This is a genomic window from Azospira sp. APE16 (genome assembly GCF_047901315.1).
Classification (GTDB): Bacteria; Pseudomonadota; Gammaproteobacteria; order Burkholderiales; family Rhodocyclaceae; genus Azospira; species Azospira oryzae.
Map to the genome: position 1 here is coordinate 1,070,711 of NZ_CP179682.1, position 25,158 is coordinate 1,095,868.

The 25,158-nt window shown below is 68.1% G+C and carries 21 protein-coding genes; 16 read left to right on the forward strand and 5 right to left on the reverse strand.

Annotation, left to right across the window (positions count from 1 at the left end; genetic code table 11):
• The first annotated feature begins 50 nt into the window (after positions 1-50).
• The 4 genes from tldD (at position 51) to ACLSSQ_RS05320 (ending at position 3,964) form a co-directional block, all read left to right on the forward strand.
• Complete coding sequence (tldD, locus tag ACLSSQ_RS05305; protein WP_416243989.1) at positions 51-1,490, forward strand: metalloprotease TldD; 1,440 nt, start codon at positions 51-53, stop codon at positions 1,488-1,490.
• A 212-nt stretch (positions 1,491-1,702) separates the two neighbouring features.
• Entirely contained in the window at positions 1,703-2,206 is a 504-nt protein-coding gene (locus ACLSSQ_RS05310; RefSeq protein WP_014238409.1) for a hypothetical protein, read from the forward strand.
• Positions 2,207-2,848: 642 nt separating this feature from the next.
• Positions 2,849-3,487, forward strand: a complete 639-nt coding sequence (locus tag ACLSSQ_RS05315; RefSeq protein ID WP_416243990.1) for a hypothetical protein — start codon at positions 2,849-2,851, stop codon at positions 3,485-3,487.
• Positions 3,488-3,571: 84 nt separating this feature from the next.
• Entirely contained in the window at positions 3,572-3,964 is a 393-nt protein-coding gene (locus tag ACLSSQ_RS05320) for a hypothetical protein (RefSeq protein ID WP_416243991.1), read from the forward strand.
• A gap of 519 nt (positions 3,965-4,483) precedes the next feature.
• Here ACLSSQ_RS05320 and ACLSSQ_RS05325 read toward each other — a convergent pair.
• Positions 4,484-5,356, reverse strand: coding sequence for a LysR family transcriptional regulator (locus tag ACLSSQ_RS05325; RefSeq protein WP_014238406.1), 873 nt, complete (start codon positions 5,354-5,356; stop codon positions 4,484-4,486).
• A 134-nt stretch (positions 5,357-5,490) separates the two neighbouring features.
• Between ACLSSQ_RS05325 and ACLSSQ_RS05330 the strand changes: the two genes are divergently transcribed.
• The 5 genes from ACLSSQ_RS05330 to ACLSSQ_RS05350 all read left to right on the forward strand — a co-directional run bounded on the left by ACLSSQ_RS05330 (position 5,491) and on the right by ACLSSQ_RS05350 (position 12,970).
• Positions 5,491-6,696 (forward strand): MFS transporter, encoded by a 1,206-nt coding sequence (locus ACLSSQ_RS05330; protein WP_416243992.1) that lies wholly within the window; start codon positions 5,491-5,493, stop codon positions 6,694-6,696.
• A 64-nt stretch (positions 6,697-6,760) separates the two neighbouring features.
• Positions 6,761-9,508, forward strand: a complete 2,748-nt coding sequence (locus ACLSSQ_RS05335) for a cation-translocating P-type ATPase (protein WP_416243993.1) — start codon at positions 6,761-6,763, stop codon at positions 9,506-9,508.
• Between the two features lie 186 nt (positions 9,509-9,694).
• Positions 9,695-10,939: a cation:proton antiporter gene (locus tag ACLSSQ_RS05340; RefSeq protein WP_416243994.1), complete on the forward strand. Its 1,245-nt coding sequence runs from the start codon at positions 9,695-9,697 to the stop codon at positions 10,937-10,939.
• Entirely contained in the window at positions 10,932-12,056 is a 1,125-nt protein-coding gene (locus tag ACLSSQ_RS05345) for a YbdK family carboxylate-amine ligase (protein ID WP_130458975.1), read from the forward strand. Before ACLSSQ_RS05340 ends, ACLSSQ_RS05345 begins: the two co-directional genes overlap by 8 nt.
• Positions 12,057-12,190: 134 nt before the next feature.
• Positions 12,191-12,970, forward strand: a complete 780-nt coding sequence (locus ACLSSQ_RS05350; RefSeq protein ID WP_130458974.1) for a gamma-glutamyl-gamma-aminobutyrate hydrolase family protein — start codon at positions 12,191-12,193, stop codon at positions 12,968-12,970.
• 36 nt (positions 12,971-13,006) lie between these two features.
• Here the strand turns inward: ACLSSQ_RS05350 and ACLSSQ_RS05355 are convergent, their stop codons facing one another.
• From ACLSSQ_RS05355 to scpB, 3 genes are read right to left on the reverse strand one after another with little or no spacing between them, the layout of a single operon-like run.
• Positions 13,007-13,405 (reverse strand): hypothetical protein, encoded by a 399-nt coding sequence (locus ACLSSQ_RS05355; protein ID WP_416243995.1) that lies wholly within the window; start codon positions 13,403-13,405, stop codon positions 13,007-13,009.
• 33 nt (positions 13,406-13,438) lie between these two features.
• A complete protein-coding gene (locus tag ACLSSQ_RS05360) occupies positions 13,439-13,831 on the reverse strand; it encodes a VOC family protein (protein WP_416243996.1) in 393 nt (130 codons plus the stop codon).
• Positions 13,832-13,877: 46 nt separating this feature from the next.
• Positions 13,878-14,657: a methylmalonyl-CoA decarboxylase gene (gene scpB / locus ACLSSQ_RS05365; RefSeq protein ID WP_152089618.1), complete on the reverse strand. Its 780-nt coding sequence runs from the start codon at positions 14,655-14,657 to the stop codon at positions 13,878-13,880.
• Positions 14,658-14,792: 135 nt separating this feature from the next.
• Here scpB and ACLSSQ_RS05370 point away from each other — a divergent pair, with 135 nt between their 5' ends.
• The 5 genes from ACLSSQ_RS05370 (at position 14,793) to ACLSSQ_RS05390 (ending at position 22,142) form a co-directional block, all read left to right on the forward strand.
• On the forward strand, positions 14,793-16,160 hold the full coding sequence (locus ACLSSQ_RS05370) for a citrate transporter (RefSeq protein WP_130458970.1): 1,368 nt from the start codon (positions 14,793-14,795) through the stop codon (positions 16,158-16,160).
• 303 nt (positions 16,161-16,463) lie between these two features.
• Complete coding sequence (locus ACLSSQ_RS05375) at positions 16,464-18,020, forward strand: ATP-binding protein (RefSeq protein ID WP_416243997.1); 1,557 nt, start codon at positions 16,464-16,466, stop codon at positions 18,018-18,020.
• Complete coding sequence (locus ACLSSQ_RS05380; RefSeq protein WP_014238396.1) at positions 18,017-18,676, forward strand: response regulator transcription factor; 660 nt, start codon at positions 18,017-18,019, stop codon at positions 18,674-18,676. The genes ACLSSQ_RS05375 and ACLSSQ_RS05380 overlap by 4 nt, the downstream gene beginning before the upstream one ends.
• 196 nt (positions 18,677-18,872) lie before the next feature.
• On the forward strand, positions 18,873-20,141 hold the full coding sequence (locus tag ACLSSQ_RS05385; protein WP_014238395.1) for a putative Na+/H+ antiporter: 1,269 nt from the start codon (positions 18,873-18,875) through the stop codon (positions 20,139-20,141).
• Between the two features lie 36 nt (positions 20,142-20,177).
• Positions 20,178-22,142, forward strand: coding sequence for a monovalent cation:proton antiporter-2 (CPA2) family protein (locus tag ACLSSQ_RS05390; protein ID WP_014238394.1), 1,965 nt, complete (start codon positions 20,178-20,180; stop codon positions 22,140-22,142).
• Between the two features lie 21 nt (positions 22,143-22,163).
• Here the strand turns inward: ACLSSQ_RS05390 and ACLSSQ_RS05395 are convergent, their stop codons facing one another.
• On the reverse strand, positions 22,164-22,865 hold the full coding sequence (locus ACLSSQ_RS05395; protein ID WP_416243998.1) for a Crp/Fnr family transcriptional regulator: 702 nt from the start codon (positions 22,863-22,865) through the stop codon (positions 22,164-22,166).
• Between the two features lie 386 nt (positions 22,866-23,251).
• Here ACLSSQ_RS05395 and ACLSSQ_RS05400 point away from each other — a divergent pair, with 386 nt between their 5' ends.
• Positions 23,252-24,163 carry a universal stress protein gene (locus ACLSSQ_RS05400; protein WP_014238392.1) on the forward strand — a complete coding sequence of 304 codons (912 nt, stop codon included), beginning with the start codon at positions 23,252-23,254 and terminating at the stop codon, positions 24,161-24,163.
• Positions 24,164-24,562: 399 nt separating this feature from the next.
• Positions 24,563-25,138, forward strand: a complete 576-nt coding sequence (locus ACLSSQ_RS05405) for a hypothetical protein (RefSeq protein WP_416243999.1) — start codon at positions 24,563-24,565, stop codon at positions 25,136-25,138.
• Positions 25,139-25,158 lie beyond the last annotated feature (20 nt).

Genomic DNA, 25,158 nt, shown 5'->3' on the forward strand with positions numbered 1-25,158 from the left:
GAACTCTGTGCCCTCTGTGGCAAAAGTTTTTTAAGGCTTTAGGTTTCCCCATGAGCAAGATCATCAAGCAAGCCGAATCCCTGTTGCTGACCCCCTACGGCCTGGACGACAAGCGCCTGTCCGAGGTCTTCGGCCAGATCATGAAGAACGACGTGGATTACGCCGACCTCTACTTCCAGTACAGCCGGGCCGAGGCCTGGAGCCTGGAGGAGGGCATCGTCAAATCCGGCAGCTTCAACATCGACCAGGGCGTCGGCGTGCGCGCCATCTCCGGCGAGAAGACCGCCTTCGCCTACTCCGACGACATCAGCCGCAACGCCCTCGGCGACGCTGCCGCCGCCGTGCGCGCCATCGGCGCCGCCGGCCAGTCGGGCACGGCGCCCAAGCTGAAGGGTCGCAAGGGCCACGGCCTCTATCCGGCCCAGGACCCCATTCCCTCCCTGCAGGCCGCCGACAAGGTGAAGCTGCTGGAACGCCTGGAAGGCTACGCCCGGGCCATCGATTCCCGCGTCACCCAGGTCATGGCCTCCCTCGCCAGCGAATACGACGTGGTGCTGGTGGCCGGCAGCGACGGCCGCCTGGCCGCCGACGTGCGGCCCCTGGTGCGGGTCTCCGTCACCGTCATCGTGGACGGTGGCAAGGGCAAGCGGGAACAGGGCTCCGCCGGCGGCGGCGGCCGCTACGACTACGGCTACTTCAGCGAGGAAGTGCTCAAGCGCTACGCCGCCGAAGCCGTGCATCAGGCCGTCACCAACCTGGACGCCCGGCCCGCGCCGGCCGGCACCATGACCGTGGTGCTTGGCCCCGGCTGGCCCGGCATCCTGCTGCACGAAGCCATCGGCCACGGCCTCGAGGGCGACTTCAACCGCAAGGGCTCCTCCGCCTTCTCCGGCCGCATCGGCGAGCGGGTCGCCGCCAAGGGCGTCACCGTGGTGGACGACGGCACCCTGCCGGACCGTCGCGGCTCCCTCAACATCGACGACGAGGGCAACCCCACCCGCCGCACCGTGCTGATCGAGGACGGCATCCTCAAAGGCTACATGCAGGATTCCCTCAACGCCCGCCTCATGGGCGTCGAGCCCACCGGCAACGGCCGCCGCGAATCCTTCGCCCACCTGCCCCTGCCGCGCATGACCAACACCATCATGCTGGCCGGCGACAAGTCGCCGGAGGAAATCCTCAAGTCGGTGAAGAAGGGCATCTACGCCGTCAATTTCGGCGGCGGCCAGGTGGACATCACCAGCGGCAAGTTCGTCTTCTCCATGTCCGAAGCCTACATGGTGGAAAACGGCAAGATTCTCTACCCGGTGAAGGGCGCCACCCTCATCGGCAACGGCCCGGACGCCCTGACCCGGGTGAAGATGATCGGCAACGACCTGGGCCTGGACCCGGGCGTCGGCACCTGCGGCAAGGACGGCCAGTCCGTGCCCGTGGGCGTGGGCCAGCCCACCCTGCGCATCGACGGCCTCACCGTCGGCGGCACCGCCTGAGCGTCAGGCCCGGGGTCGCGGGCGTTGTTGTGTCGCCTTGCCTTAGTTGCGTACTGTAGGCGGCAACACGCCTGGCCCGCGGCCCCGGGCCTGACGCTCAGGCTGCGTCCCCGGGGTTCCGCCGCCTGGTGTTCGCCGGGCCGCTTCCGGAACCAGGGGGCCGGCCGTGGGGTCTCTCCCTGATCCGGCCCCGTAATGGAGGAGAAAGCATCATGACCGTGCATCGCCGCCTATTCCCGCTCCTGCTGCCCCTGGCCCTGCTGGCCGGCTGCGCCAGCGCCCCTCCCGACGGCACCGCCACCCCCAAGCTGGCCCGCCTCACCCCCGAACAGATGCAGCGCCTGGCGCCCGACACGCCCAAGCTGGGCTTCCCCGAACTGGTGGCCATGGCCAAATCCGGCATGAAGGCCGACGCCATCATCGCCCGCCTCAAGGAAACCCAGACCCGCCTCGACCCCACCCCCAGCCAGGTACTGGACCTGACCCGCCAGGGCTTGCCGGTGGCGGTGCTCGACTACCTGCACGAATACCGGGAGAAGGCGCTGCGGGCCGATCTGGCCACCACCCTGACGGAAAAGGAACAGCAGAACGCCCGGGAGGTGGAGGCCGTGCGGCAGCAGGAGCGGCTGCGGGCCATGCCCTATTACGACCCCTTCTGGGGCCCGCGCTGGGGGCCCTACTACCGCCGGGGCGGGGGCGTCTATTACGGCTGGTGAGCCGGATTAACGGGGTTTGAATTGGCTGGCGCACCGGGTGCGCCAGGAGGCAGGAAGGACGGGCATTTCCGCCGGGGCATGGTGGAGATGGCTGTCCTTTTTGTTTGGTGGCGGGGTGGTTTTGGGGCTTTGTTTCTGGGGATTGGCGGGGCGTGGTTTGTCGATTTTGCGGCCGGGTTCCGCGCCGCCGCGCGTGTTCCTTTTCTTGCTTCCCCAAGAAAAGGAACCAAAAGAAGGGGAACCCTCACCCCCGGCCCTGCGGGCTCCCCTGCGCTGCTCAGTCGAGCGGGCGGCTGCGGAACTCGGCCCTTCGGGCCTCAAACAGTCCTCGCCGAAAGCCCCCCGCCCGCCTTGCGCTGCTCGGCGGGGGTGGAAGGGGATGGGGAACCGGTGGCGTAGCGAAGGTGGTCGCGCCGGTTGGGAGGGGGGGTGATTGGAATATGCAATTCGCAACTTCTGGTTGCGATTCTGGTGTCCTGTCGGTAAGTTTGAGGCTGTCCGGTTTCACGGATTTTTAGTGAGGCCAGTAAACGGAAGGTTTGCTGAATCCGTTGCGGGACAATCGATTCGGCTGTTCAGTGTTCCAGGATATTGGACAGCCCCATTTTATTGGACGTTTTTGTCGTCTACTAGCTAGACCGCATGAACCTTTATTCCGAGCTACATGACCGTCTGCGCATTACTGAAGAAGACGTTGCCCTCTTCAAAGATGACAATGTCGGTCTCTGTCGAGTGGACTGCGCCCGCCTCAGCAATCTCTTACTGGCGCAGCTAACCTCGGTTAGTAAGCACAGAACTTTCAACTACTTTTCTGTGACTGACGTTATCCAGAATTTGGAAGGAGTTGGGCGCGGGGGAAGTTGCGTAAGAGGTGAAGAGCCTTTCAAGCATCCACCGTTGAAAGGCTTCTGGAAGGCTCATTTTTTTGATGCTAGATTTTTAATGCAAAACCTCATAAATCATTGGGGTCTTGCTTATGAAAACAGCCCAAAGTTTGGCGAGTTGTATTCGCACGTAGCCCAAGCGGAAGCGCAAGAACCAACAGTTCATGGCTGGCAAGGCCGCATAGCTCATGAATTCACTATTGGCGGGTATGAGCAGAAAGCAAAAAACAAGAACCTGACAGGGGAGTGGCTGATCTTCGCCAAGCATGAAAACCTCAACTACTATCTGTGCGTCACACAACACTCCAGTACGAAGGACGGTGACGAGGCAATTTATGCTTTGCTCAAGGAGTATTGTGAAAGTGAGTACCCATTTCTGTTCGCCAATGCGGTCTAACAATTCCGTCGAGAGGGACGCCCAGCAAGCTGGGTTCCCTCCGCTGCGCACCAGCATCCCTCACGCCAAACGTTGGGCATCATCATGAGCGTGAATCCACAGGTCTCATTCCAAACTGAGTTCTTCAAGCCCGTGCACGGTGAGGAGGAAGAAACAAACTCTGGGCGCTATGGCAAAGCACTGGCTCAGTGGTTGGCCGAAAATCTCAAAGAGCGCGGTGTCGCCGTCGAGGGAGTGATTCCCGAAGACTTTGGCTGGGTGGTCATGTTGTCGCGCAAACCATTCATGCTTTGGCTCGGCTGCGGAAACACCGATGGCAGCACTACCGAATGGAACGTGTTTCCGGTCGCTGAACTTTCGACCGTCCAGCGCCTTTTCAAACGCATAAATCCCGCGCCCGAGATCGAGAAACTGAGGGCACATCTTATCGAGTTGGTGCCGTCAATTCCCGGCGTAATAAACATCACGTGGGAGTAAATGCTGCCCAACCCATCCATCAACACGGGCACTGCGCGATGAAGCCGCGCAGCACCGGTTATGTCAGACATTGAACATCTGCTTTCCCCGAGGCAATTACCGGTTGGGGTCGATAGCTGAATTCGGCAAGCGCCAATCCCGCCCTGTGCGGCGCCGAGCAACGGAGCTTTTGGCGGGAAAAGGGCGAGCACTGTTTGAGGGCCTTTAGGCCCGAGTTGCGCAGCCCCCGGCGGAAGCGAGTAGCGCAGGGGACCCCGCGTAGCGGGGCGCCAAACCGGGCTCGCCTTCTTGTTGGTTACTTATTCTTGGCGAGACAAGAACAAGTAACCCGCGCGTCAGGCGCGGAACACAGCGGTTACTGAACTCACCACGCCTGAAGATTCAGACCGGCAACCATGCGTCCGCAGTCCCAGAAACAACAGCGCCATCACCCAATAACGACGCCCCTCTCCGCCATGTCATGGCCGAAAGGTCCGTCCCTCCTACCTCCCAGACCGGATGCCCTGAGCGTCCCGCCGCTCACTCCAACGCCTGCTGCACCAGCCCAAGAAAGGCGAGGGCGGCCGGGGTGGGGTGGCGACCCCAGGCGAAGTAGACCCGGCGGCGGGGCGCGGCCTGGACCGGGATGGTGACCAGCCCCGGGTAGTGGGCGGCCGTCGCCAGGGGCACCAGGGCGATGCCGACGTTTTGCCGCACCAGGGCCTCCAGCCATTCCACGTGATTGACCTCCACCGTCACCCGGCGCTCGATGGCGGCGGCCTGGAAGGCGGCGTCGGTCTGTTGCCGGGGGCCGGTGCCGGCCTGGTAGTCCACCAGGGTTTGCCGGGCCAGTTCGGCCAGGCTGAGGCGCTTGCGCCCGGCCAGGGCATGGTCCGGGTGCAGCAGGGCCACCAGGGGCTCTTCGCTGAGGAGGCGGGCGTCCACCCCGGCCACCGGCTCGCCGGGCCAGACGCCGATGAAGGCGGCGTCGGTTTCCTGCTGCCGCAGTTCTTCCAGCAGGCGGTCGCTCATGCCGGTGTGCAGGCGGATATCCACCTGGGGGTGGCGGCGGTGGAATTCGGCGAGGAGGGCGGGCAGGTTCACCACGGTGAGGGTGGAAATGGTGCCCAGGGTCAGGGTGCCCCGGATCTCGCCGGTGGCGGCGGCCATTTCGTCTCCCAGGCGGCGGGCGGCTTCCTGCACCTGGCGGGCGTGGGTGAGAAAGGTGCGGCCGGCTGGGGTCAGGGCCACCCGACGGGAGGTGCGCTCGAAGAGGCGGGCTCCCAGCTGCTCCTCCAGGCGGGAGATCTGGTGGCTGAGGGCGGATTGCACCGTGTGGCAGCGCTCGGCGGCCCGGGTGAAGCTGCCGGTTTCGGCCACTGCCACGGCATAGTCGATCTGGCGCAGGTTCATGGCGATCAATCTGAAAAATGGATTGGTTGGATGATAACAATGCATTGGCGTCATTGATCGGCCATTCCCATACTGGCGCCACATAACGCCGCTCCGGCCGGGACCGGGGCGCCCACCTTCCCCTGGAGATTGCCGTGTCCTCTGCTGCCGCCGTTCCTGCCACCCCGGGCCTGACGCCCGGCCTGGTGCCCATCATGTCCGTCGCCACCGGCCTGGCCGTGGCCGGCAACTACTACGCCCAGCCCCTGTTGCCGGCCATCGCCCGGGAGATGGGGCTGTCCGCCGCCGGGGCCGGGGCCATCGTCACCACCGCCCAGCTGGGCTACGCCCTGGGCCTGCTGCTGATCGTGCCCCTGGGCGACCTGCTGGAACGGCGCCGCCTGATCGTGGTGATGACCCTGCTGGCGGCGGCGGGCCTGCTGGTCACCGCCCTGTCGCCCTCCATGGCCGGCGTCTTCGTCGGCACCGCCCTGGCCGGCCTGTTCTCCGTGGTGGCCCAGGTGCTGGTGCCCCTGGCGGCGACCCTGGCGGCGCCGGCCCAGCGCGGCAAGGTGGTGGGCACGGTGATGAGCGGCCTGCTGCTGGGCATCCTGCTGGCCCGTACCGTGGCCGGGGCCCTGGCCACCCTGGGCGGCTGGCGCACGGTCTATTGGGTCGGCGCCGCGGCCATGGCCCTGGCGGCCCTGGTGCTGGCCCGGCGCCTGCCCCGCTACCAGCACAGCGTCGGCCTCAGCTATCCGCGGCTGCTGCTGTCGGTGCTCGGCCTCTTCCGGGAGGAGCCGAGCCTGCGCCTGCGGGCCTTCCTCGGCGCCGCCGCCTTCGCCGCCTTCAGCGTGTTGTGGACTTCCATGGCCTTCCTCCTGGCCGGCCCCGCCTACGGCTTTTCCGAAGTGACCATCGGCCTCTTCGGCCTGGCCGGCGCCGCCGGCGCCCTGGCTGCCTCCGCCGTCGGCCATCTGGCGGACCGGGGCCACGGCGACCGGGCCACCACCCTGGGCTGGTGGCTGCTGCTGCTCTCCTGGGGCGCCCTCTATTTCGCGCCCCTGTCCCTGGTGGCCCTGATCCTCGGCGTGCTGGCCCTGGACCTGGCGGTGCAGGGCGTGCACGTGAGCAACCAGGGCGCCATCTACCGCATCCGGCCCGAGGCCCGCAACCGGCTGACGGCGGCCTACATGACCTGCTATTTCATCGGCGGCGCCGCCGGCTCCCTGGTCTCCGCCGCCGCCTACGGCGCTGCCGGCTGGAGCGGCGTCTGCCTCTGCGGCGGCATCGTCAGCCTGGCCGGGCTGGCCGCCTGGCTCGGCGGCAGCCGTTTGCACAAGGCCGTGTCGGGAGCCTGACGTACTCCACCGGAAAGGGGAAAGGGCGGACAATAAGGCTGTCGTCATTGCCTTCTCGCCCACCATGCCCCGTCCCGATGCTTCCTCCCCCGTCTGGCACCACCTCTCCGGCGACGCCGTTGCCGAGCACTGGCAGACCTCCTGCGCCGAAGGGCTGTCGGAGGCCGAGGTGGAATGCCGCCGCCAGACCCACGGCGAGAACCGGCTGACGCCCAAGCCGGGCAAGGGCCCTCTGCTGCGCTTCGCCCTGCAGTTCGCCCAGCCCCTGGTGCTGGTGCTGCTGCTGGCCGGGGCCGTCACCGCCTTTCTCGGCGAGTGGGTGGATTCGGGGGTCATCTTCGGCGTCACCCTGATCAACGCCGTCATCGGCTTCATTCAGGAAGGCAAGGCAGAGAGCGCCCTGGCGGCCCTGGCCCGTTCCGTCGCCAGCGAGGTGACGGTGCTGCGGGAAGGGGAGAAGAAGCGCCTGCCCTCCCGCGCCCTGGTGCCCGGCGACGTGGTGCTGCTGGCCGCCGGCGACAAGGTGCCGGCAGACCTGCGCCTGTTCCGGGCCAAGGAGATGAAGGCCATGGAGGCGGCCCTCACCGGCGAATCCACGGCCAGCGACAAGCACGCCGAGACCCTGCCGCCGGAAACCCTGCTGGCGGACCGGGGCAATATGGCCTACGCCGGCACCATGGTGGTGAGTGGTCAGGGAGCCGGCATCACCATCGCCACCGGCGACGCCACCGAGACCGGACGCATCTCCAAGCTGATGGGCGAGACGCCGGACCTGATGACGCCCCTCACCCGCAAGATGGCGGCCTTTTCCAACTGGCTGCTGATGGCCATCGGTGCCCTGGCCCTGTTCACCTTTGCCGTCGGCCTGTGGCGCGGCGAATCCCCCTTCGAGATGTTCATGGCGGCGGTGGCCCTGGCCGTGGGCGCCATTCCCGAAGGCCTGCCGGCGGCCATGACCATCACCCTGGCCATCGGCGTCTCGCGCATGGCCAAGCGCCGCGCCATCATCCGCAAGCTGCCGGCGGTGGAAACCCTGGGCAGCACCACGGTGATCTGCTCCGACAAGACCGGCACCCTCACCGAGAACCAGATGACGGTGCGGGAAGTGGTGGCCGGCGGCATCGCCTACCCGGTGAGCGGCAACGGCTACGCCCCGGAAGGGGAGATCGGCGGCCGCCGCCTGGGCAACGAGGCGCCGCCGGAGCCGGCCCTGCGGGAAACCCTGCTGGCCGCCGCCCTGTGCAATGACGCCGGCCTCTTCAAGGAGGGGCGCCACTGGCAGATCAGCGGCGACCCGACGGAGGCCGCCCTGCTGGTGGCGGCGCGCAAGGCCGGGCTGGACGAGCACACCCTGCTTTCCCTCTATCCGCGCCAGGATGAACTGCCCTTCGACTCGGCCCGCCAGTACATGGCCACCCTGCACCGGGGCGACGGCGGCCTGGTGGTCTATGCCAAGGGCGCCCTGGAAAAGCTGCTGCCCCACTGCCGCCGCCGCTGCAATGCGGAAGGCCTGCCGGTGCCCCTGACTGCGGCCGACGCCGCCGCCATCGAGCGCCAGGCCCGGGAGATGGCGGCCCGGGGCCTGCGGGTGCTGGCCGTGGCCCGCCGCGGCTGGGCGGCCGAGGCCGTGCTGGAGGCCGACTCCCTGATCGCCGGCGAGGGCCTGGACTACCTGGGCCTGATCGGCATGATGGACCCGCCCCGGGCCCAGGCCGTGGCTGCGGTGAAGGCCTGCCGCAACGCCGGCATCCGGGTCAAGATGATCACCGGCGACCATGCCGTCACCGCCCTGGCCATCGCCCGCCAGATCGGCATCGCCGCCGAAGGCGAGCAGGCCCTCTCCGGCGGCGAACTGGCGGCCCTGGACGATGCCGGGCTGCAGGCGGCGGTGCTGCAGATCAACGTCTTCGCCCGGGTCGAGCCGGAACAGAAGCTGCGCCTGGTGCGGGCCCTGCAGGCCCAGGGCCAGGTGGTGGCCATGACCGGCGACGGGGTGAACGACGCCCCGGCCCTGAAGCAGGCCAACATCGGCATCGCCATGGGCATCACCGGCACCGAGGTGGCCAAGGAGGCTGCCGCCATGGTCCTCACCGACGACAACTTCGCCGCCATCGAGGCGGCGGTGGAGGAGGGCAGGGGCGTCTTCGACAACCTGGTGAAGTTCATCACCTGGACCCTGCCCACCAATTTCGGCGAGGGCCTGGTCATCGTCGCCGCCATCGTTGCCGGCGCCACCCTGCCCATCACGCCCCTGCAGATCCTGTGGATCAACATGACCACGGCCGTGTTCCTCGGCCTCATGCTGGCCTTCGAACCCATCGAGAAGGGCGTCATGGCCCGCCCGCCCCGGGCGCCCCAGACGCCGGTGCTGGACGCCCCCCTGGTGGGGCGCATCCTGCTGGTGAGCCTGCTGCTGCTGCTCGGCGCCTTCGGCCTCTTCCTGAGGGAGTTGGACCAGGGCCACACCCTGGCCGAGGCCCGCACCGTGGCGGTCAATGTGTTCGTGCTGGTGGAAACGGTCTATCTCTTCAACTGCCGCTCCCTCACCCATTCCTTCTGGAGCATCGGCCTGTTCACCAACCGCTGGTTCTGGGGCGGCATCGGCACCATGGCGGCCCTGCAGCTGCTGTTCACCTACGCGCCGATCATGAACCGGCTCTTCGCCACGGCCCCCATCGGCCTCACGGAATGGCTGGAAATCGGCGCCTTCGCCCTCTTCTGCGGCCTGGTCATCGGTACCGAGAAGCGTCTGCGCCTTGGCTTTGCGCGCCGTCAGGCCGTACGGAACTTGCCGGGGTCCGGCCGACTCTGACCTGAAGTAACCTACGGCCTCCACCGTCCCCGCCCCCGGGGATGATCCCGGGGCGCCATGCCGGCGCCCGTCTTTCAATAACAAAAACAGGCTGTGCGCTGACCGCTCCTGCCCCATCGGGCAGGCCGCCCGGGCGCCGCATTGTTGAGACATTGCTGAACAGCCGTCCCATGGGAGCACCGCGCTATGGACGGAAACATCTCTTTCGCTTTTCTGCCGGCCCTGCCGCCGGCCCTGGGCCCCGCCGCCCTGTTCGGCAGCCTGCTGCTGGCCGGGCTGTTCGGCGGCGAGCTGGCCCGCCGCCTGAAACTGCCGCGCCTGCTGGGCTGGTTCCTGGCCGGCCTGCTGCTGGGCCAGGCCGGCCCCTGGCTGCCGCCGGGCTGGTCCCTGCACCCCCTGCTGGGGGAAACCCGGCTCTTCTTCGACGTGGCCGTGGGCCTGATCCTCTTCGACCTGGGCCGGCGCCTGGACCTGACCTGGTTCAAGCGGGACCGCTCCCTGCTGGCCGCGGCCCTGCTCGAATCGGCCCTGGCCTTCGCCGCCATGGCCGGGGTGCTGTGCCTGTTCGGCTTCACCCGGGTGGAGGCGGGCCTGGCGGCGGCCATCGGCCTGTCCACCTCGCCTGCCGTGGTGCTGCTGGTGGCCCGGGAATTCCGGGCCGAAGGCCAGGTGACGGAGCGCACCCTGGCCCTGGTGGCCATCAACACCCTGCTCGCCTTCCTCACCGCCACCACCCTGCTCTCGGTGGCCCATGCGGAAAATGCGGCGCCCTGGCACAAGACCCTGCTGCATCCCCTCTACCTGCTGCTGGGTTCGGTGCTGCTGGGCAGCCTGGCCGCCCGCCTGGTGCTGTGGGGCGCCCGCCTGCTGGGCAAGGGGCCTGAATCCAAGTTCTCCCAGTTCATCCTCCTGGCCGGCATGCTGCTGGCGGCGGTGGGCCTGGCCCACGCCTTCCAGCTGTCGGTGTTCCTGGCCCTGCTGGTGTTCGGCCTGGCCTGCCGCCAGTGGGACAGCCGCTACGCCCTGCTCAGCGTGGACCTGGGGGGCGCCGCCCAGCTCTTCTACATCGTCCTTTTCGTCCTCACCGGGGCCAGCCTGCCCCTGACGGCGGTGCTGGCCGCCGGCCTGCCGGTGCTGGCCTATCTGGCGGCCCGCAGCCTGGGCAAGGCGGCCGGGGTCATGCTCACCGCGCCTTTCTCCCGCATCACCTGGCGCCAGCATGCCTGGCTGAGCCTGGCTTTGCTGCCCATGTCCGGGGTGGCCATCGCCCTGGTGCACGACCTCACCAGCCTCTATCCCCAGTTCGGCGAACGGTTGGGCAACCTGGTGCTGGCGGCGGTGGTGCTGCTGGAATTCCTCGGCCCCCTGGCAGTGCAGGCGGCCTTCAAGGGCGCCGGCGAGAGCCGGCCGGAAGGAGACGAACATGCTTGAGTTCAAGTCCGTCAGTCCCTACACCCTGGGGGTGGAGCTGGAACTGCAGGTGATCAACCCCCATACCCAGGACCTGACCCGGGGCGGCCCGGACCTGCTGCGGGCCCTGGAGAAGGTGGCCCACCCGGGGGAGATCAAGCCCGAGATCACCGAGAGCATGATCGAGCTCAACAGCAGCCCCCACGCCCGCCACGACAGCCTGCTGGAGGAGCTGCACGCCATGCGCGACGCGGTGGTGCATACCGCCGGCAGTCTCAACCTGGCCATCGCCGGCGGCGGCACCCACCCTTTCCACCGCTGGCACGAGCGGCGCATCTTCCCCACGGAGCGCTTCCAGCAGCTGTCCAGCCTCTACGGCTACCTGGCCAAGCAGTTCACCGTCTTCGGCCAGCATATCCACGTGGCCTGCGAGTCGGGGGACGACGCGGTGTATCTGACGCACCAGCTGTCCCGCTACATTCCCCACTTCATCGCCCTCTCGGCGGCCTCGCCCTTTTCCCAGGGGCAGGACACCTCCTTCGAGACCTCGCGCCTGCACGCTGTTTCCGCTTTTCCCCTCTCCGGCCACATGCCGCCGGTGAGCACCTGGGCCGGCTTCGAGGAGTTTTTTGCCAAGATGCTGGGCTACGGCATCATCGGCAGCATCAAGGACTTCTACTGGGACATCCGCCCCAAGCCCGAATTCGGCACCGTGGAGGTGCGCATCTGCGACACCCCCCTGGAGGTGGATACGGCCGCCGCCCTGGCCGCCTTCGTCCAGGCCCTGGCCTTCTGGCTGCTGGTGGAGCGCCCCTATCCGGCGGACCGGGTGGAGGAGGGGCTGTACCTGGTCTACGGTTACAACCGCTTCCAGGCCACCCGCTTCGGTTTCGACGCCACCCTGGTGGACCCGCGCAGCCAGCAGAGCCTGGTGCTGCGGGACGACCTGCTGGCCACCCTGGAGCGCCTGCAGCCCTTCGCCGACATCCTCGGCAGCCGCGCGCCCCTGGCCCGGCTGGCCGCCATGGCCGGCAGCGGCGCCAACGGCAGCGCCTGGCTGCGGGCCCGGCACGAGGAAAGCGGCGCCCTGGAAGACGTGGTGCGCCACTCGGCCCGTTGCTGGGCGGGGGGCGTGTAGCGGGTGTATTGAAAATGCTATTGCCACAGAGGGCACAGCGTTCACCGAGACAGTGTCGGGGGCGTTCCCCGGTGCTTTTCCGTTCTGTCCTTGCTGCGGCAAGGCCCTGAAACCCGGATCGAAAGGAGCCAGACATGGCCAAGCGCACCGTCAAGATCGGCATTTCCGCCCGCCTTTACCATCCCCAGCCCGAGAGCGTCGGCCTGCTGGGCAAGACCCTGCAGTACCTGGAGCAGTCCGTGGCCCACTGGGTCATGTCCCGGGACGTGCTGGTGTTCATGGTGCCCTCCATCGTCCAGGACAGCCCCATGCAGCGCAGCAACATGCGCCTGGCCGACTACGTGGGCGCCCTCGACGGGCTGGTGCTGCAGGGCGGCACCGACCTCTCGCCCCTCAGCTACGGCGAGGAACCCCTCAAGCCCGAATGGGCCGGCGACCGGGTGCGGGACGCCTACGAGATGGAACTGCTGCACGAGTTCATGGAGGCGGGCAAGCCGGTGCTGGGCATCTGCCGCGGCCTGCAACTGATCAACGTGGCCCTGGGGGGCAGCCTGCACCAGGACATCCCCAGCCTGGTGGAAGACGCCATCGCCCACGAGGCTCCCGAATACGACCGTCACACCCACCCGGTGCAGTTCGCCGAGGGCGGCCTGCTGGCCAGGCTCTACCCGGAGCAGACGGGCGGCCAGGTGGTTTCCATCCACCACCAGGCAGTCAAGGTGTTGGGCAAGGACCTGACGGTGGAAGCCACCGCCGCCGACGGCCTGGTGGAAGCCGTGCGCTGGACCGGCCGCGGCTTCGTGGTGGGCCTGCAATGGCACCCGGAATTCCACACCCCGGGTAAGGGCGAACTGCTGGACGGGGAGCCGCTGCTGCAGGCGTTTCTGGACGAAGCAAGAAAGCGGCGGTGGTAGGGGGTTGATTCCGGCCTTGGCGGTTCTACTGAAGGCTTACCTGAGTTTCAAGGCGTAATAGATGCCGACGCCTGCAAGCAATGCCCAGAAATAGATGTTCTTCGATAGCAGAAGGGGCCAGTAGAAAGTGACCCATAGGCCTGTGAGCAATGTTCTTTCTACCCCCGCCGGCAGTTGGCGCGTCTTGGCCAACCACTCATGTTCCATTTCGAACCGGCAGAAAACTGGGTGGCTCCAGAAAACGATGAGGACGCCCCACCAAGTGCCCAGGAGGAGCAGGGCCGCCAGACCAATCCCCAGTCCGAGTTGCAACGAGACTGTCAAAGCAATAAAGAGAACAACCGCGGCGAACCCGTAGACAATGCAGGCATGCAGCGTCTGATATTTCTGACGTTCCACTTCGGGGGGCGGAGACTGCCTGGGATTGGTTTCCATTGGATCAGGCGATATGGATCGGGCGCTGGGGCACTAACGCTTGATGGCCGTACACAACTCCACCAGGGTCCCCTCCGGGCAGCGGACGAAGGAGACGGTCTGGCCCCAGGGCGTGGTGCGCGGTGGCGTCAGGCCGGTGGCGCCTTGGGCCAGGGCCTGGGTGTAGGCGGCCGGCACGTCTTCCGTGAAGAGGCCGATCTCGAAAGCGTGATGCTGGGGCGATGGCGGCTCCGTCACGCATTCCGGGGGCAGCAGGTCCGCCATCAGGCCGTGGCTGGCGAAGGCGATGCAGGTGGCGCCGGCCTCCAGCTCCCCGTAGACGCCCGTTGCGTCGATGAAGCGCCGTTGCAGGCCGAAGGCCCTTTCCCAGAAGGCCATGGAGGCCGGTACGTCGGCGACGTAGATGATGGTGTAACCGAATTTCACGCTTTGTCTCCCCTTCGCGGCCCGATTGCCGGAAGCCTAATCCTACCTACTGCCCCCGATAAATCGGCTTGCGCTTCTGCTTGAAGGCGTGGATGCCTTCGGCGTAGTCGGCGCTGTTGTAGACCACCCGGCGCAGGCCCTGGATGCGTTCGAAATCCTGGGGGGAGAGGGCGTGGGCGCCGGCCAGGATGCGCAGCTGTTCCTTGATCACGGAGATGGAGAGGGGGGCGTTGTGGGCCATGCCCTTGGCCAGCTCGTGCACGAAGGCGTCGATCTCGGCGGCGGGCACCAGGTGGTTGATGACGCCCTGGCGTTCCAGGCGGGCGGCGCCCATGGGGCTGCCGGTGAACAGCAGTTCCTTGGCCAGGTGCAGGGGCAGGGCGTTGAGGAAGGTGAGCAGGCCGGTGGCGTTGTAGGGCACGCCGAGCTTGGCCGGGGTGGCGGCGAAGGTGGCTTCGGGGGTGGCGACGATGAGATCGCAGGCGAACACCAGTTCGCAGGCGCCGCCCCAGACGCTGCCGCCCACCTGGGCGATGACCGGGCCGGGGAAGGCTTCGATCTCCCGGATCACCATGCGCAGCGAGTCCTTCCAGCCCAGGGGGTCGTGGCCGCCGGTGGGGAGCTCGTCCACGCTGTGGCCGGCGGACCACACCTTGGCTCCCGGCTGGCCCCGGATCACCGCGACCCGGGCCCCTTCCTGGGTGAACAGGGCGAGGGCGGCGGCGATTTCGCCGGTCATGGCTTCGGACAGGGCGTTGCGCTTGAAGTCGTAGTTGAAGGTGATGCTGCCGATGCCTTCGGCGAGGTGGGCGTTGATGAGGGACATGGGGCGGGCGGTGGAAGACGATGTCCTATTGTGCGCCACAATGCGGCGTTGCAGCATGGGGATAAGTGTTTTCCCCTAAGGGGGAGGCCGCGGGGCGAATGTTAGAATCCGGCCCACAAAAATCTGGAGGATTCCATGCTGTCGACCCTGTCCCGCCCGGGAGCGCGCTCCCTCGGCCTGCTGGCCCTGTGCCTGGCTTTTCCCCTCTCTGCCTGGGCCGACGGCCCGGTGCTGGTGGCCGGCATTCCCCTGGACTTCATCCTGTTCGGCCTGACCCTGCTGGGCGTGGCCCTGTTCCACAACTACACCCTCTACGTCGGCCTCACCGGCGTTACCGTGATCAGCCTGTACAAGATCTTCGTCACCGGCTTCAAGACCGGGGTCGGCTTTGCCGGCTTCGCTGCCCACCTGGGCCACGAGTTCGTCACCCTCTCCAACCTGCTGTGCCTGCTCATGGGCTTCGCCCTGCTTTCGCGCCACTTCGAGAAGAGCCACGTGCCGGTGATTCTGCCCAAGTACCTGCCGGGCGAGTGGAAGGGCGGTTTCGTGCTGCTGGTGATGGTCTTCGTGCTGTCCTCCTTCCTCGACAACATCGCCGCGGCCCTCATCGGCGGCGCCATGGCCCACCAGCTGTTCCGCGGCAAGGTCCACGTGGGCTACCTGGCCGGCATCGTCGCCGCCTCCAATGCCGGCGGCTCCGGCTCCGTGGTGGGGGATACCACCACCACCATGATGTGGATCGACGGCGTGCCGCCCCACATCGTGCTCGACGCCTACGTGGCGGCCATCGTCGCCCTGCTCATCGTCGCCTTCGTCGCCTCCAGACAGCAGCATGCCTACTCCCCCATCATCAAGGGCGGCCACCAGCACACCAAGATCGACTGGGCCCGGGTCGGCATCGTCGGCATGATCCTGGCCTTCGCCATCGGCGCCAACGTGCTGGTGAATATCAACTTCCCCGAAGAGGCGGACCACTTCCCCTTCATCGGCGTCGCCGTGTGGCTGGCCATCCTCATTTCCACCTCCATCCGCCGGCCCGACTGGGAAGTGCTGCCGGAAACCTTCAAGGGCTCCATCTTCCTGCTCTCCCTGGTCACCTGCGCTTCCATGATGCCGGTGGAAGAGCTGCCCGGCGCCTCCTGGCAGACCGCCCTCGGCCTGGGCTTCGTTTCCGCCGTCTTCGACAACATCCCGCTGACCGCCCTGGCCCTGAAGCAGGGCGGCTACGACTGGGGCTTCCTGGCCTATGCCGTGGGCTTTGGCGGTTCCATGGTGTGGTTTGGCTCCTCCGCCGGCGTGGCCCTCTCCAACATGTTCCCCGAGGCCAAGTCCGTGGGTAACTGGCTGCGCCACGGCTGGCACGTGGCCCTGGCCTACGTGGTCGGCTTCTTCGTCCTGCTCACCGTGCTCGGCTGGCATCCGGACGCGGACCACAAGGCGCCCGCCGCCGTCGAAGCGGCAGCCGCTGCCGCCGTTCCGGCCGAGGCTGCCGCCAAGCCCTAACTTCTGATTCAGGGCCGGTCCGGGACCAAGGTCCCGCGGCCCTCTCCGGACACCCATGCCCGACAGCGCCGTCCCGTGCGCTGCTCGGGCATGGTGCTTTTACGGGTGCGTACTGCGCCGCACGGGGGATGCGTCCGGCATTTCCGCTGGCGGTGTGTCGTGACAAATCCGTACGTACCCCGGCAGACCCAGTCCTGGCCTGTTTTCAGGCATGATCCGGGTATGACTTTTGCCCGCTTTTTCCACCTGCCCGTTCCCCCTGCGCTGAACCCGAGTCGGGTTGCGGCCGTAGGGTGCGTCTACGTGCTGCTTTACCTCCTGCTGGACTGGGTCAGCTTCATCCATCCCCTGCCGGCCTTCGAGGTGACGCCCTGGAATCCGCCCCCCGGACTGACCCTGGCCCTGCTGCTGGCCTTCGGCCTGCGTTTCTGGCCCCTGGCCTTTGCCACCGTGTGGTGCGGCAATGTGCTGGTGCACGGCATGGCCGCCCTATCCGTGGAAACCCTGCTGCTCACCGGCATCACCGCCGGCGGCTACGGCCTCATGGCGGCCCTGCTGCACCGGGTCGGCGCCGCCGACATCCGGGACCGGGGCGCGCTGCCCCGTTTTCTCGCCGTCCTCGCCGGCACTGCCCTGCTCCTGGGCGGGCTCTATCTGCTGGTGGTCAGCGCCTTCCTGCCCGACAGCCAGCGGGGCTTCCTCTACGCCCTGGTGCGCTTCTGGGTGGGGGATGCCATCGGTGTCCTGGTCAGCGCCCCCCTGATCCTGGTGCTGCTGCGCCCGGGGGACTGGAAATTCCTGGAGACCCGGGAATTCACCCTGCAGTGCCTGGCGGTGATGCTCTCCCTGTGGGTGGTGTTCGGCGTGCCGTGGACCGACGAATTCAAGTATTTCTACCTGCTGTTCCTGCCCCTCACCTGGATTTCCCTGCGCCACGGCCTGGAGGGGGCCTGCCTGACCCTGGCCATGATCCAGGTGGGCCTCATCGTCAGCGCCCAGTGGCTCGGCTACAAGGGTGGCACGGTGCAGGAGATGCAGTTCCTCATGGCCTCCCTGGCCATTACCGGCCTCACCCTGGGGGTCACCTCCAGCGCCCGCAAGGTGGCCGAGAGCGAACTGAAGCGGGCCCTGCGCCTGGCGGCGGCCGGCGAGATGGCGGCGGCCCTGGCCCACGAACTGAACCAGCCCCTCACCGCCGTGGCCAACTACGCCCGGGCCGGCCAGCTGATGCTGGAGGCGGGGCGGGGTGGCGAGCTGTCCGATGTGCTGGACAAGGTGGCGGCCGAGGCCCGCCGCGCCGGCGCCGTGGTGCGCCGCCTGCGGGACTTCTTCAAGACCGGCCACACCCGGCGCGATCCGGTGCCGATCCTGCCCCTGGTGGTGGAAACCATCGGCGAGGTGGAGGAGCGGGCCAAGCGCCAGGCCTGCCGCCTCGAATACGCCATCCCGGCCGATCTGCCGCCGGCCCGGGGCGACGGGGTGCAGCTCCAGGTGGTGCTGCGCAACCTGCTCATCAACGCCCTCGACGCCGTGTCGCCGGAAAGCTTCGGCCGCAGCACCGACGAGCCGGTGGTGAGCCTGGCCGCCCACCGGGAAGGCAACGAACTGCAACTGGTGGTGCAGGACAACGGGCCGGGCATCCTGCCCCAGTTCCGCGAACGCCTGTTCGAGCCCTTCGCCACCAGCAAGCCCACCGGCATGGGCCTAGGCCTGGCCATCAGCCGGGCCATCGTCGAGGCCCACGGCGGCCGCCTGTGGGCCGAATCGCCCAGCGCCGGCGGCAGCCGTTTCATCATCGCCCTGCCGCTGCACCATTCCGTTTATTCCGTAAAACCGCTGCCTGTGAAAGGAGCCCCATGAATCTGAGCATTCCTCCCAACGCCCCCACCGTCTATGTGGTGGACGACGACGCGGCCATCCGGGATTCCCTGGGTCTGCTGCTCAACCTCAAGGGTTACCGGGTCCAGGCCTTCGGCTCCGCCGAGGACTACCTGGCGGCCGTCGATCCCGACGCCCCCGGCTGTCTCATCGCCGACGTGCGCCTGCCCGGCATGGACGGCCTCTCCCTGCAGGCCACCCTGGCGGAGAAGGGCATCCAGCTACCGGTGATCGTCATTTCCGCCCACGGCGACGCCTCCACCGCCCGCACCGCCTTCAAGGCCCAGGCCGTGGATTTCCTGGAAAAGCCCATCGACGACAACCAGCTGTTCAACGCCGTCGCCACCGCCCTGGCCCTGGACACGGCCCGCCGCAAGGAGGCCGCCACCGGCGCCGAGATGCGCGACCGCCTGGAGCGCCTCTCCCGGCGCGAGCGGGAGGTGATGCGTCTGGCCGCCGCCGGCAAGCCCAACCGGGAAATCGGCGAGGTGCTCGGCATCAGCCCGCGCACGGTGGAGGTGTACAAGGCCCGCATGATGGAAAAGCTGCAGGCCCGCAACCTCTCCGAGCTGGTGCGCATCGTCGTCCAGTTCGACAACGAGGTGCCGCCCCCGGCGCCGGACGAAGAGGCCGCCTGATGGCCCGGCGTGTCCTAAGGGTTGGCCGCGTCGTTGGTCGGCCGTACGCTGAACGGCGAATTACCGCCGGGGGCGGTCGCGCCTATGATGCCCAGGCTGGATTCAGCAACAATCCTGTTGGACACCCACTCGTGTCGCCCGCTGCGTCGTCATCCGCAGCGGGCGTTTCTTTTGCCCCGCGCCCGGACCTGCCCTGATGTCGGCCCTCGCCCCCACGCCCGTTGAAATCGCCGCCACGCTGCTCTTTGCCGTGGCCATCCTGCATACCTTTTCCACCAAGTATTTCGAGCACCTGGCCCACACCCAGCCGGCCCATGCCGGGCTGTGGCATCTGCTGGGCGAGGTGGAGGTGGTGTTCGGTTTCTGGGCCATGGTGCTGGTACTGGTCATGGTCGGCCTGCAGGGCACCGGCGAGGCAGTGGCCTACCTGGAATCGTGCAACTACACGGAGGCCCTGTTCGTCTTCGTCATCATGGTCATCGCCGCCAGCCGGCCCATCCTGGCCCTGGCCGGCCATAGCGTCCGCGCTGCGGCGCGCCTGCTGCCCCTGCCGGACAGCGTCGCCACCTTCTTCGTCATCCTCTTCCTGGTGCCCCTGCTCGGCTCCTTCATCACCGAGCCCGCCGCCATGACCCTGGGGGCCCTGCTGCTGCGGGACCGCTATTTCGCCCGGCCCGTTTCCAGCCGCCTCAAGTACGCCACCCTGGCGGTGCTGTTCGTGAACATTTCCATCGGCGGCACCCTGACCCCCTTCGCCGCGCCGCCGGTGCTGATGGTGGCCGGCAAGTGGGGCTGGGACCTGGCCTTCATGGCCAGCACCTTCGGCTGGAAGGCTGCCATCGCCGTCGGCATCAACGCCCTGGTGGTGACCTTCGTCTATCGCCGGGAGCTGGTCAGCCTGTGCGGCGCCGTGGAAGGCGAGGCCGCCCCCGCCGTGCCGGCCGGCATGGTGCTGGTGCACCTGGCCTTCCTGGTCGGGGTGGTGGTGTTCGCCCACCATCCGGCCGTGTTCCTCGGCCTGTTCCTCTTCTTCCTCGGCTTCTGCGAGGCCTACAAGCACCACCAGGACCGCCTCATCCTGCGGGAAGGCCTGCTGGTGGCCTTCTTCCTGGCCGGCCTGGTGACCCTGGGCGGCCTGCAGAAGTGGTGGCTGCAGGACGTGCTGGCGGGCATGGCGCCCACCGTGCTGTTCTTCGGCGCCACCGCCCTCACGGCCCTCACCGACAATGCGGCCCTGACCTACCTGGGCTCCCTGGTGGAGGGCGTCACCCCGGCCTTCCAGTACGCCCTGGTGGCGGGGGCCGTCACCGGCGGCGGTCTCACGGTGATCGCCAACGCCCCCAACCCGGCGGGCTTCTCCATCCTCAAAGGCACCTTCCACGAGCAGGCCATCAGCCCCATCGGCCTGCTGCTGTGCGCGTTGCCGCCTACGTTGGTGTCCGTCCTGGCCTTCCAGCTTCTATAATCCGCCCCAACCCATTATTCGGAGCCGGAGTCCGCCGTGACCGACTCACTGTTCAGCGTCGTCCTCCTGCTCTCCCTGGCGGTGTTGTTCGTCGTCGTCGCCAAGCAGCTGCGTCTGCCCTCCCTGCTGGCCTACCTGGCCATCGGCCTCATCGTCGGCCCCTACGGCTTCGGCCTCCTGGCGGAGAGTGAGGAGGCCAGCCACTTCGCCGAGTTCGGCGTGGTCTTCCTGATGTTCTCCATCGGCCTGGAGTTCAGCCTGGCCCGGCTCAAGGCCATGCACCGCCTGGTATTCGGCCTGGGGGGCGCCCAGGTGGGGGTGACCCTGGTGGGCACCACCCTGGTCACCATCCTCTACTACGGCCAGGACTGGCGCATCGGCCTGGCCGTCGGCGCCGCCTGCGCCATGTCCTCCACCGCCATCGTCAGCAAGCTGCTCTCCGAGCGCCTGGAGCTGCATTCCCAGCCCGGGCGCCAGACCATGGCCGTGCTGCTGTTCCAGGATCTGGCGGTGGTGCCCCTGCTGATCATCATTCCCGCCCTGGCCGCCGACGCCAAGGGCATGGCCGGCGCCATTTCCATGGCCCTGGGCCAGGCCGCCCTGGCCCTGGTGGCCATGATCCTGGTGGGGCAGCGCCTGATGCGCCGCTGGTTCGATGCCGTGGCCCGGCAGAAGTCCCCCGAGCTGTTCATGCTCAGCGTACTGTGGATCGTGATCGGCCTCTCCGCCCTGACCGCCTGGGCCGGCCTCTCCCTGGCCCTGGGCGCCTTCATCGGAGGCATGCTCATTTCCGAGACCCTCTACCGGCACCAGGTGGAGGCCGATATCCGGCCCTTCCGCGATGTGCTGCTGGGCCTCTTCTTCGTCACCATCGGCATGCTGCTGGACCTGCAGTTCGTCCTGCAGAACCTGCCGGCGGTGCTGCTGGCCCTGGCCCTGCTGGTGCTGGCCAAGGGCGGCATCGTCTTCCTCATCACCCTCCTGATGCGCAATTCGCCGGAAGTGGGGGCCCGCACCGCCATCCAACTGGCTCAGGCCGGCGAGTTCGGCTTCGTGCTGCTGGAACTGGCCCGGGACAACAAGCTGCTGCCCACCGACGTGTTCCAGGTGACCATGGCGGCCATGCTGCTCTCCATGTTCATCGCCCCCCTCTTGATCGGCCAGGCCGGCCGCTGGAGCAAGCACCTGTCGCGGCAGGAATGGAGCGACCGCACCCGCATGATCCACGAGGTGGCGGTGCACGCCATGGGCATCGAGCAGCACGTGATCCTCTGCGGCTTCGGCCGTACCGGCCAGAGCGTGGCCCGCTTCCTCGACCTGGAGAGCATTCCCTTCATCGCCCTGGATGTGGACGAGGCCCGCATCCGCCAGGCGGTGGAGGCGGGGGAGAACGTGGTGTACGGCAACGCCGACCGCCGCGAGATTCTCAAGGCGGCGGGCCTGGACCGGGCCCGGGCCCTGGTGGTAACCTACGCCGACCTGCCGGCGACGGAGAAGGTGCTGCATCTGGTGCGGGAGTTGCGGCCGGACATGCCCATCATCGTCCGCGCCCAGGACGACCTGCACCTGGAACATCTGAAGAGTCTGGGGGCCACCGAAGTCATTCCCGAAGTGCTGGAAGGCAGCCTGATGCTGGCGGCCCAGACCCTGACCCAGCTCGGCGTGCCGGTGGAGCGGGCCCTGGAACAGGTGCGGGAAGTGCGGGCCCACCGCTACACCGCCCTGCGGGCCTTCTACCGGGGCGAGAGCGACCGCCTGCAGCGCATCTCCCAGGAGAAGCTGGCCTGCGTCATCGAGCAGCAGGCCTACGCCGTCGGCCGCAGCCTGGCCGAGCTGGACCTGGGCCGCTTCGGCGTCGAGCTGGAAGCCCTGCGCCGGCACCGGGTGCGGGACGAGGCGCCCCTGCCGGAGACCGTGGTGCAGCCCGAGGATGTGTTGATTCTGGTGGGAACCAGCGAGGCCCTGTCGGCCGCCATGCACTTCATTCTCGACGGCAAGTAGCCGTCGTCCCCGCCGCCGTCCCTAGGACTTGCGGCAACCCTCGCACAGGGCGCCCTCGAAGCGGCTCAGATCGCCGATCTGCAGGCCGCCATGGGTGCGCTGCACCACTCCGCTCTGCAACAGCCGCCGCGCCGCCCGGGACAGGTGGCCGGCGCTGCAGCCCAGACGCCGGGCCAGCACCTGCATGGGCAGGGGGCCGTGGCCGGGATGACGCTCGGCGCTTTCGGACTGGCAGCTCTCGCCGCAGATGAGATAGCACAACAGCCGCTCGGACACCGGGCGCGAGAGGGTGTGCTCCCGTTCCTGTTCCAGGTGGCAGATGCCCGAGGCCAGGCGGTTGGCCAGGGCGCGGCGGAAATCGGGGCAGGAGAGGATCCAGCGGTCCACCAGTTCCGGATTGACGGCGATCACCGCCGAGCGGGTCAGGGCCCGCACCTGGTAGCCGCCCGGGGCCTGGGGCAGCAGGCATTCCAGGCCGAAGATGTCGCCGGCGCCCATCAGGCGCAGGGAGCGTTCGCCGCCGTTGGCGTCCCGCACCATCAGTTCCAGGCGGCCGTGCTGGACGCAGTAGAGGCCGCCGTTGTGGCCCTGGCTGTCGAGGCCGATGGCGCCCGGCTCCCACATCTGCACGCGCACGTGACGCTCCGCCGTTTCCCTCTCCGTCTGGGCCAGTGCGGCCCCGAACAGCTCGTCGTCGATGACGGGCCGGTGGTTCTGGTGCATGGGATTCCCCTCCCTTTGCTTGTTTGACAGTCGCTATGACGGAAAGCTAGCACACCAACCATGCCAAATATATTGCGGAACGTGACGTACGTCACACTTTCATGGGTGCCTGGGGAAGCCCAAGGGACGGGCCTCTCCACCGGGGGTATCCCGAATGCCGCTATTTTGGTCGCTTCCCCGGCAGCGGGGCCGGGGAACATTCATTGTAGCCATTCCCGGGCCGATGCCAAGGACTGATCGAGCCTTGCCCCACTTTCTTGCCGGCGCCGGTTCGGGGCCGCCCCGGCTGGGGGCCTGCCGGACTGTGCAAAGGCCCGCCCGCCGCTAGAATTTTGCCGTCGGCATGTCCCCTGGGGGCTGCCTCCCTTCGCTCCGGAAACCCGCCCATGAACGCTCCCGTCAACGCCCTGCGCCACCTGCTCATCGCCACCGACTTTTCCGCCGCCGCCGACCGGGCCCTGGCCCGGGCCGCCCAGCTGGCGCGGCAGCGGGGTGCCCGCCTGACGGTGCTGCACGTCATTCCCCAGGGGCCCCTGGACCTGGCCCGGCGCTTCGCCATGCAGGCGCCGGAGGCGGCCGAGGCCGAGGCCCGCCGCGGCGCCCGTCAGGAGCTGGAGGAGCGCCTCTCCCGCCTGCCCGAGCTGCCGCCCCATCAGGTGGAACTGCGGGTCGGCCGGCCGGGGGCGGAAATCGCCAAGGCCGCCGGCGAACTGGGGGCCGACCTGATCGTCCTCGGCGCCCACGGCGAACGCTTCCTCAAGGAAGTACTGCTCGGCTCCACGGTGCACAAGGCCCTGCGCCTGGCCCCCTGCCCGGTGCTGGTGGTGAAGCAGGCCGCCGCCGGCCCCTACCGGCGGGTGCTGCTGCCCACCGACTTCTCCGCCAATGCCCGCACCGCCGCCGCCATCGCCCGGGCCTTCGCCCCCGAGGCGGACCGGGAATTCCTGCACGTCTATGAAGCCCCCTTCGAGCGCCAGATGTACTTCGCCGGCGCCCGGGACAGCACCCTGGATTTCTACCGCCACAAGGCCGAGAGCGACGCCCGGGAAGCCATGGGCCGCTTCGTCGCCGAGCTGGGCTGGCAGGACGGCCCGGCCCCGGGCACCCGCCTGCGCCACGGCTACGCCCCGGCGGAAATCGAGCGGGTGGTGCAGGACTTCAGCTTCGACCTGATCGCCCTGGCGACCCAGGACAATTCCGAACTCACCGCCGCCCTCCTGGGCAGCGTCAGCCTCCACGTCATCGAGGAAATCCAGTGCGACCTGCTGGTGGTGCGGGGCATGGGCGCTCCGGACTGAATCCCGTCCTGGCTTCTGTCGCGGTGGCGGGATGAGGGCGGCGCCGCGGGCGCCTTCGGCGTTTGCGGCGGGCACGGCGCCGCAGGCCGGCCGCTGCCGTTGCCGCGATGGCCGGCGACGGGCGCCTGTTCCGTAGCTTCCTCCCAGCCGCGGCGCTCCGCTGCCCGGCTGTCGCTGCAGCGTTCACGCTCTCGTCAGGGGCGCGCGGAGGGCCTATAGTGGCGCCTGGCGCCGCTGCCGGGTGGTTCGCGGTTCTGCCGCCGGCGAGCTTTGCCGGCGGCGTGCCCGGCCCTTACCCGGCCCGCACTCGGTCCGCATTCGGTCAATCCTGGCTGATGCCCGGCCCGCGAATTTTCCCGTTTCCCTTTTTTCCGCCCAGCTTCCACCTGAGCCCGCCCCATGAGCCTGCCCTTCAAGCCCTCCACCGCCGCTTCCCGCCGTGCCCGGGAAACTGCCGAGGCGGCACCGGCCAAGGGACCGAGCCCGGCCCTGCGCATCGCGCTCTTTCTCGGGGTTTTCTATCTCTTCGTCTGGCCGGCCCTGGCCCTCTATCTGCTCACCCTGGCGGTAAGCGGGGTCTGCCTGTTGCCGGGGGTGACGGGCTGCGAGGCTTTCCTGGCCCTGGATTCGGCCCTGCCGGCCTGGGCGGCGCGCAGCCTGGGGGGACTGCTGTTGCTGGCCCTGGCCCTGTCCTTCCTGGTGCCGGCGCCCCGGGGCAGCTGGCGCCGGCCGGCCCTGTGGTCCTTCCGCATGGTCTGCGGCCTGGCGCCGGCGGTCATCGGCGTGGCCGACATGAGCGTGCCGGTGCCGTTCCCCGTGGCCTGGCTGGTGGGCATGTTCCAGCCCGGGAGTCTGGCCCTGTCCCTGCGCCTGTGGGCGGCGAGTCTGCTGCTGGTGGGGGTGGTGCTGGCGGGCTGGCTGCTGCTGGCACGGTTGCGGCGTTCAGAACGACGCCCTGCCAGGGGCCGTTCCTAGCAAGCCTCTTCAGGCAGGGG

Excerpts from the sequence above, each read along its gene's own strand:
- ACLSSQ_RS05400 (WP_014238392.1), top strand. The coding sequence starts at position 23,252 with ATGAACGCTCCCGTCAACGCCCTGCGCCACCTGCTCATCGCCACCGAC.
- scpB (WP_152089618.1), bottom strand. The coding sequence starts at position 14,657 with ATGTCCCTCATCAACGCCCACCTCGCCGAAGGCATCGGCAGCATCACC.
- ACLSSQ_RS05325 (WP_014238406.1), bottom strand. The coding sequence starts at position 5,356 with ATGAACCTGCGCCAGATCGACTATGCCGTGGCAGTGGCCGAAACCGGC.
- ACLSSQ_RS05315 (WP_416243990.1), top strand. The coding sequence starts at position 2,849 with ATGAACCTTTATTCCGAGCTACATGACCGTCTGCGCATTACTGAAGAA.
- ACLSSQ_RS05370 (WP_130458970.1), top strand. The coding sequence starts at position 14,793 with ATGCTGTCGACCCTGTCCCGCCCGGGAGCGCGCTCCCTCGGCCTGCTG.
- ACLSSQ_RS05355 (WP_416243995.1), bottom strand. The coding sequence starts at position 13,405 with ATGGAAACCAATCCCAGGCAGTCTCCGCCCCCCGAAGTGGAACGTCAG.
- ACLSSQ_RS05405 (WP_416243999.1), top strand. The coding sequence starts at position 24,563 with ATGAGCCTGCCCTTCAAGCCCTCCACCGCCGCTTCCCGCCGTGCCCGG.
- ACLSSQ_RS05395 (WP_416243998.1), bottom strand. The coding sequence starts at position 22,865 with ATGCACCAGAACCACCGGCCCGTCATCGACGACGAGCTGTTCGGGGCC.
- ACLSSQ_RS05335 (WP_416243993.1), top strand. The coding sequence starts at position 6,761 with ATGCCCCGTCCCGATGCTTCCTCCCCCGTCTGGCACCACCTCTCCGGC.
- ACLSSQ_RS05345 (WP_130458975.1), top strand. The coding sequence starts at position 10,932 with ATGCTTGAGTTCAAGTCCGTCAGTCCCTACACCCTGGGGGTGGAGCTG.
- ACLSSQ_RS05310 (WP_014238409.1), top strand. The coding sequence starts at position 1,703 with ATGACCGTGCATCGCCGCCTATTCCCGCTCCTGCTGCCCCTGGCCCTG.
- tldD (WP_416243989.1), top strand. The coding sequence starts at position 51 with ATGAGCAAGATCATCAAGCAAGCCGAATCCCTGTTGCTGACCCCCTAC.
- ACLSSQ_RS05340 (WP_416243994.1), top strand. The coding sequence starts at position 9,695 with ATGGACGGAAACATCTCTTTCGCTTTTCTGCCGGCCCTGCCGCCGGCC.
- ACLSSQ_RS05385 (WP_014238395.1), top strand. The coding sequence starts at position 18,873 with ATGTCGGCCCTCGCCCCCACGCCCGTTGAAATCGCCGCCACGCTGCTC.
- ACLSSQ_RS05380 (WP_014238396.1), top strand. The coding sequence starts at position 18,017 with ATGAATCTGAGCATTCCTCCCAACGCCCCCACCGTCTATGTGGTGGAC.
- ACLSSQ_RS05320 (WP_416243991.1), top strand. The coding sequence starts at position 3,572 with ATGAGCGTGAATCCACAGGTCTCATTCCAAACTGAGTTCTTCAAGCCC.
- ACLSSQ_RS05350 (WP_130458974.1), top strand. The coding sequence starts at position 12,191 with ATGGCCAAGCGCACCGTCAAGATCGGCATTTCCGCCCGCCTTTACCAT.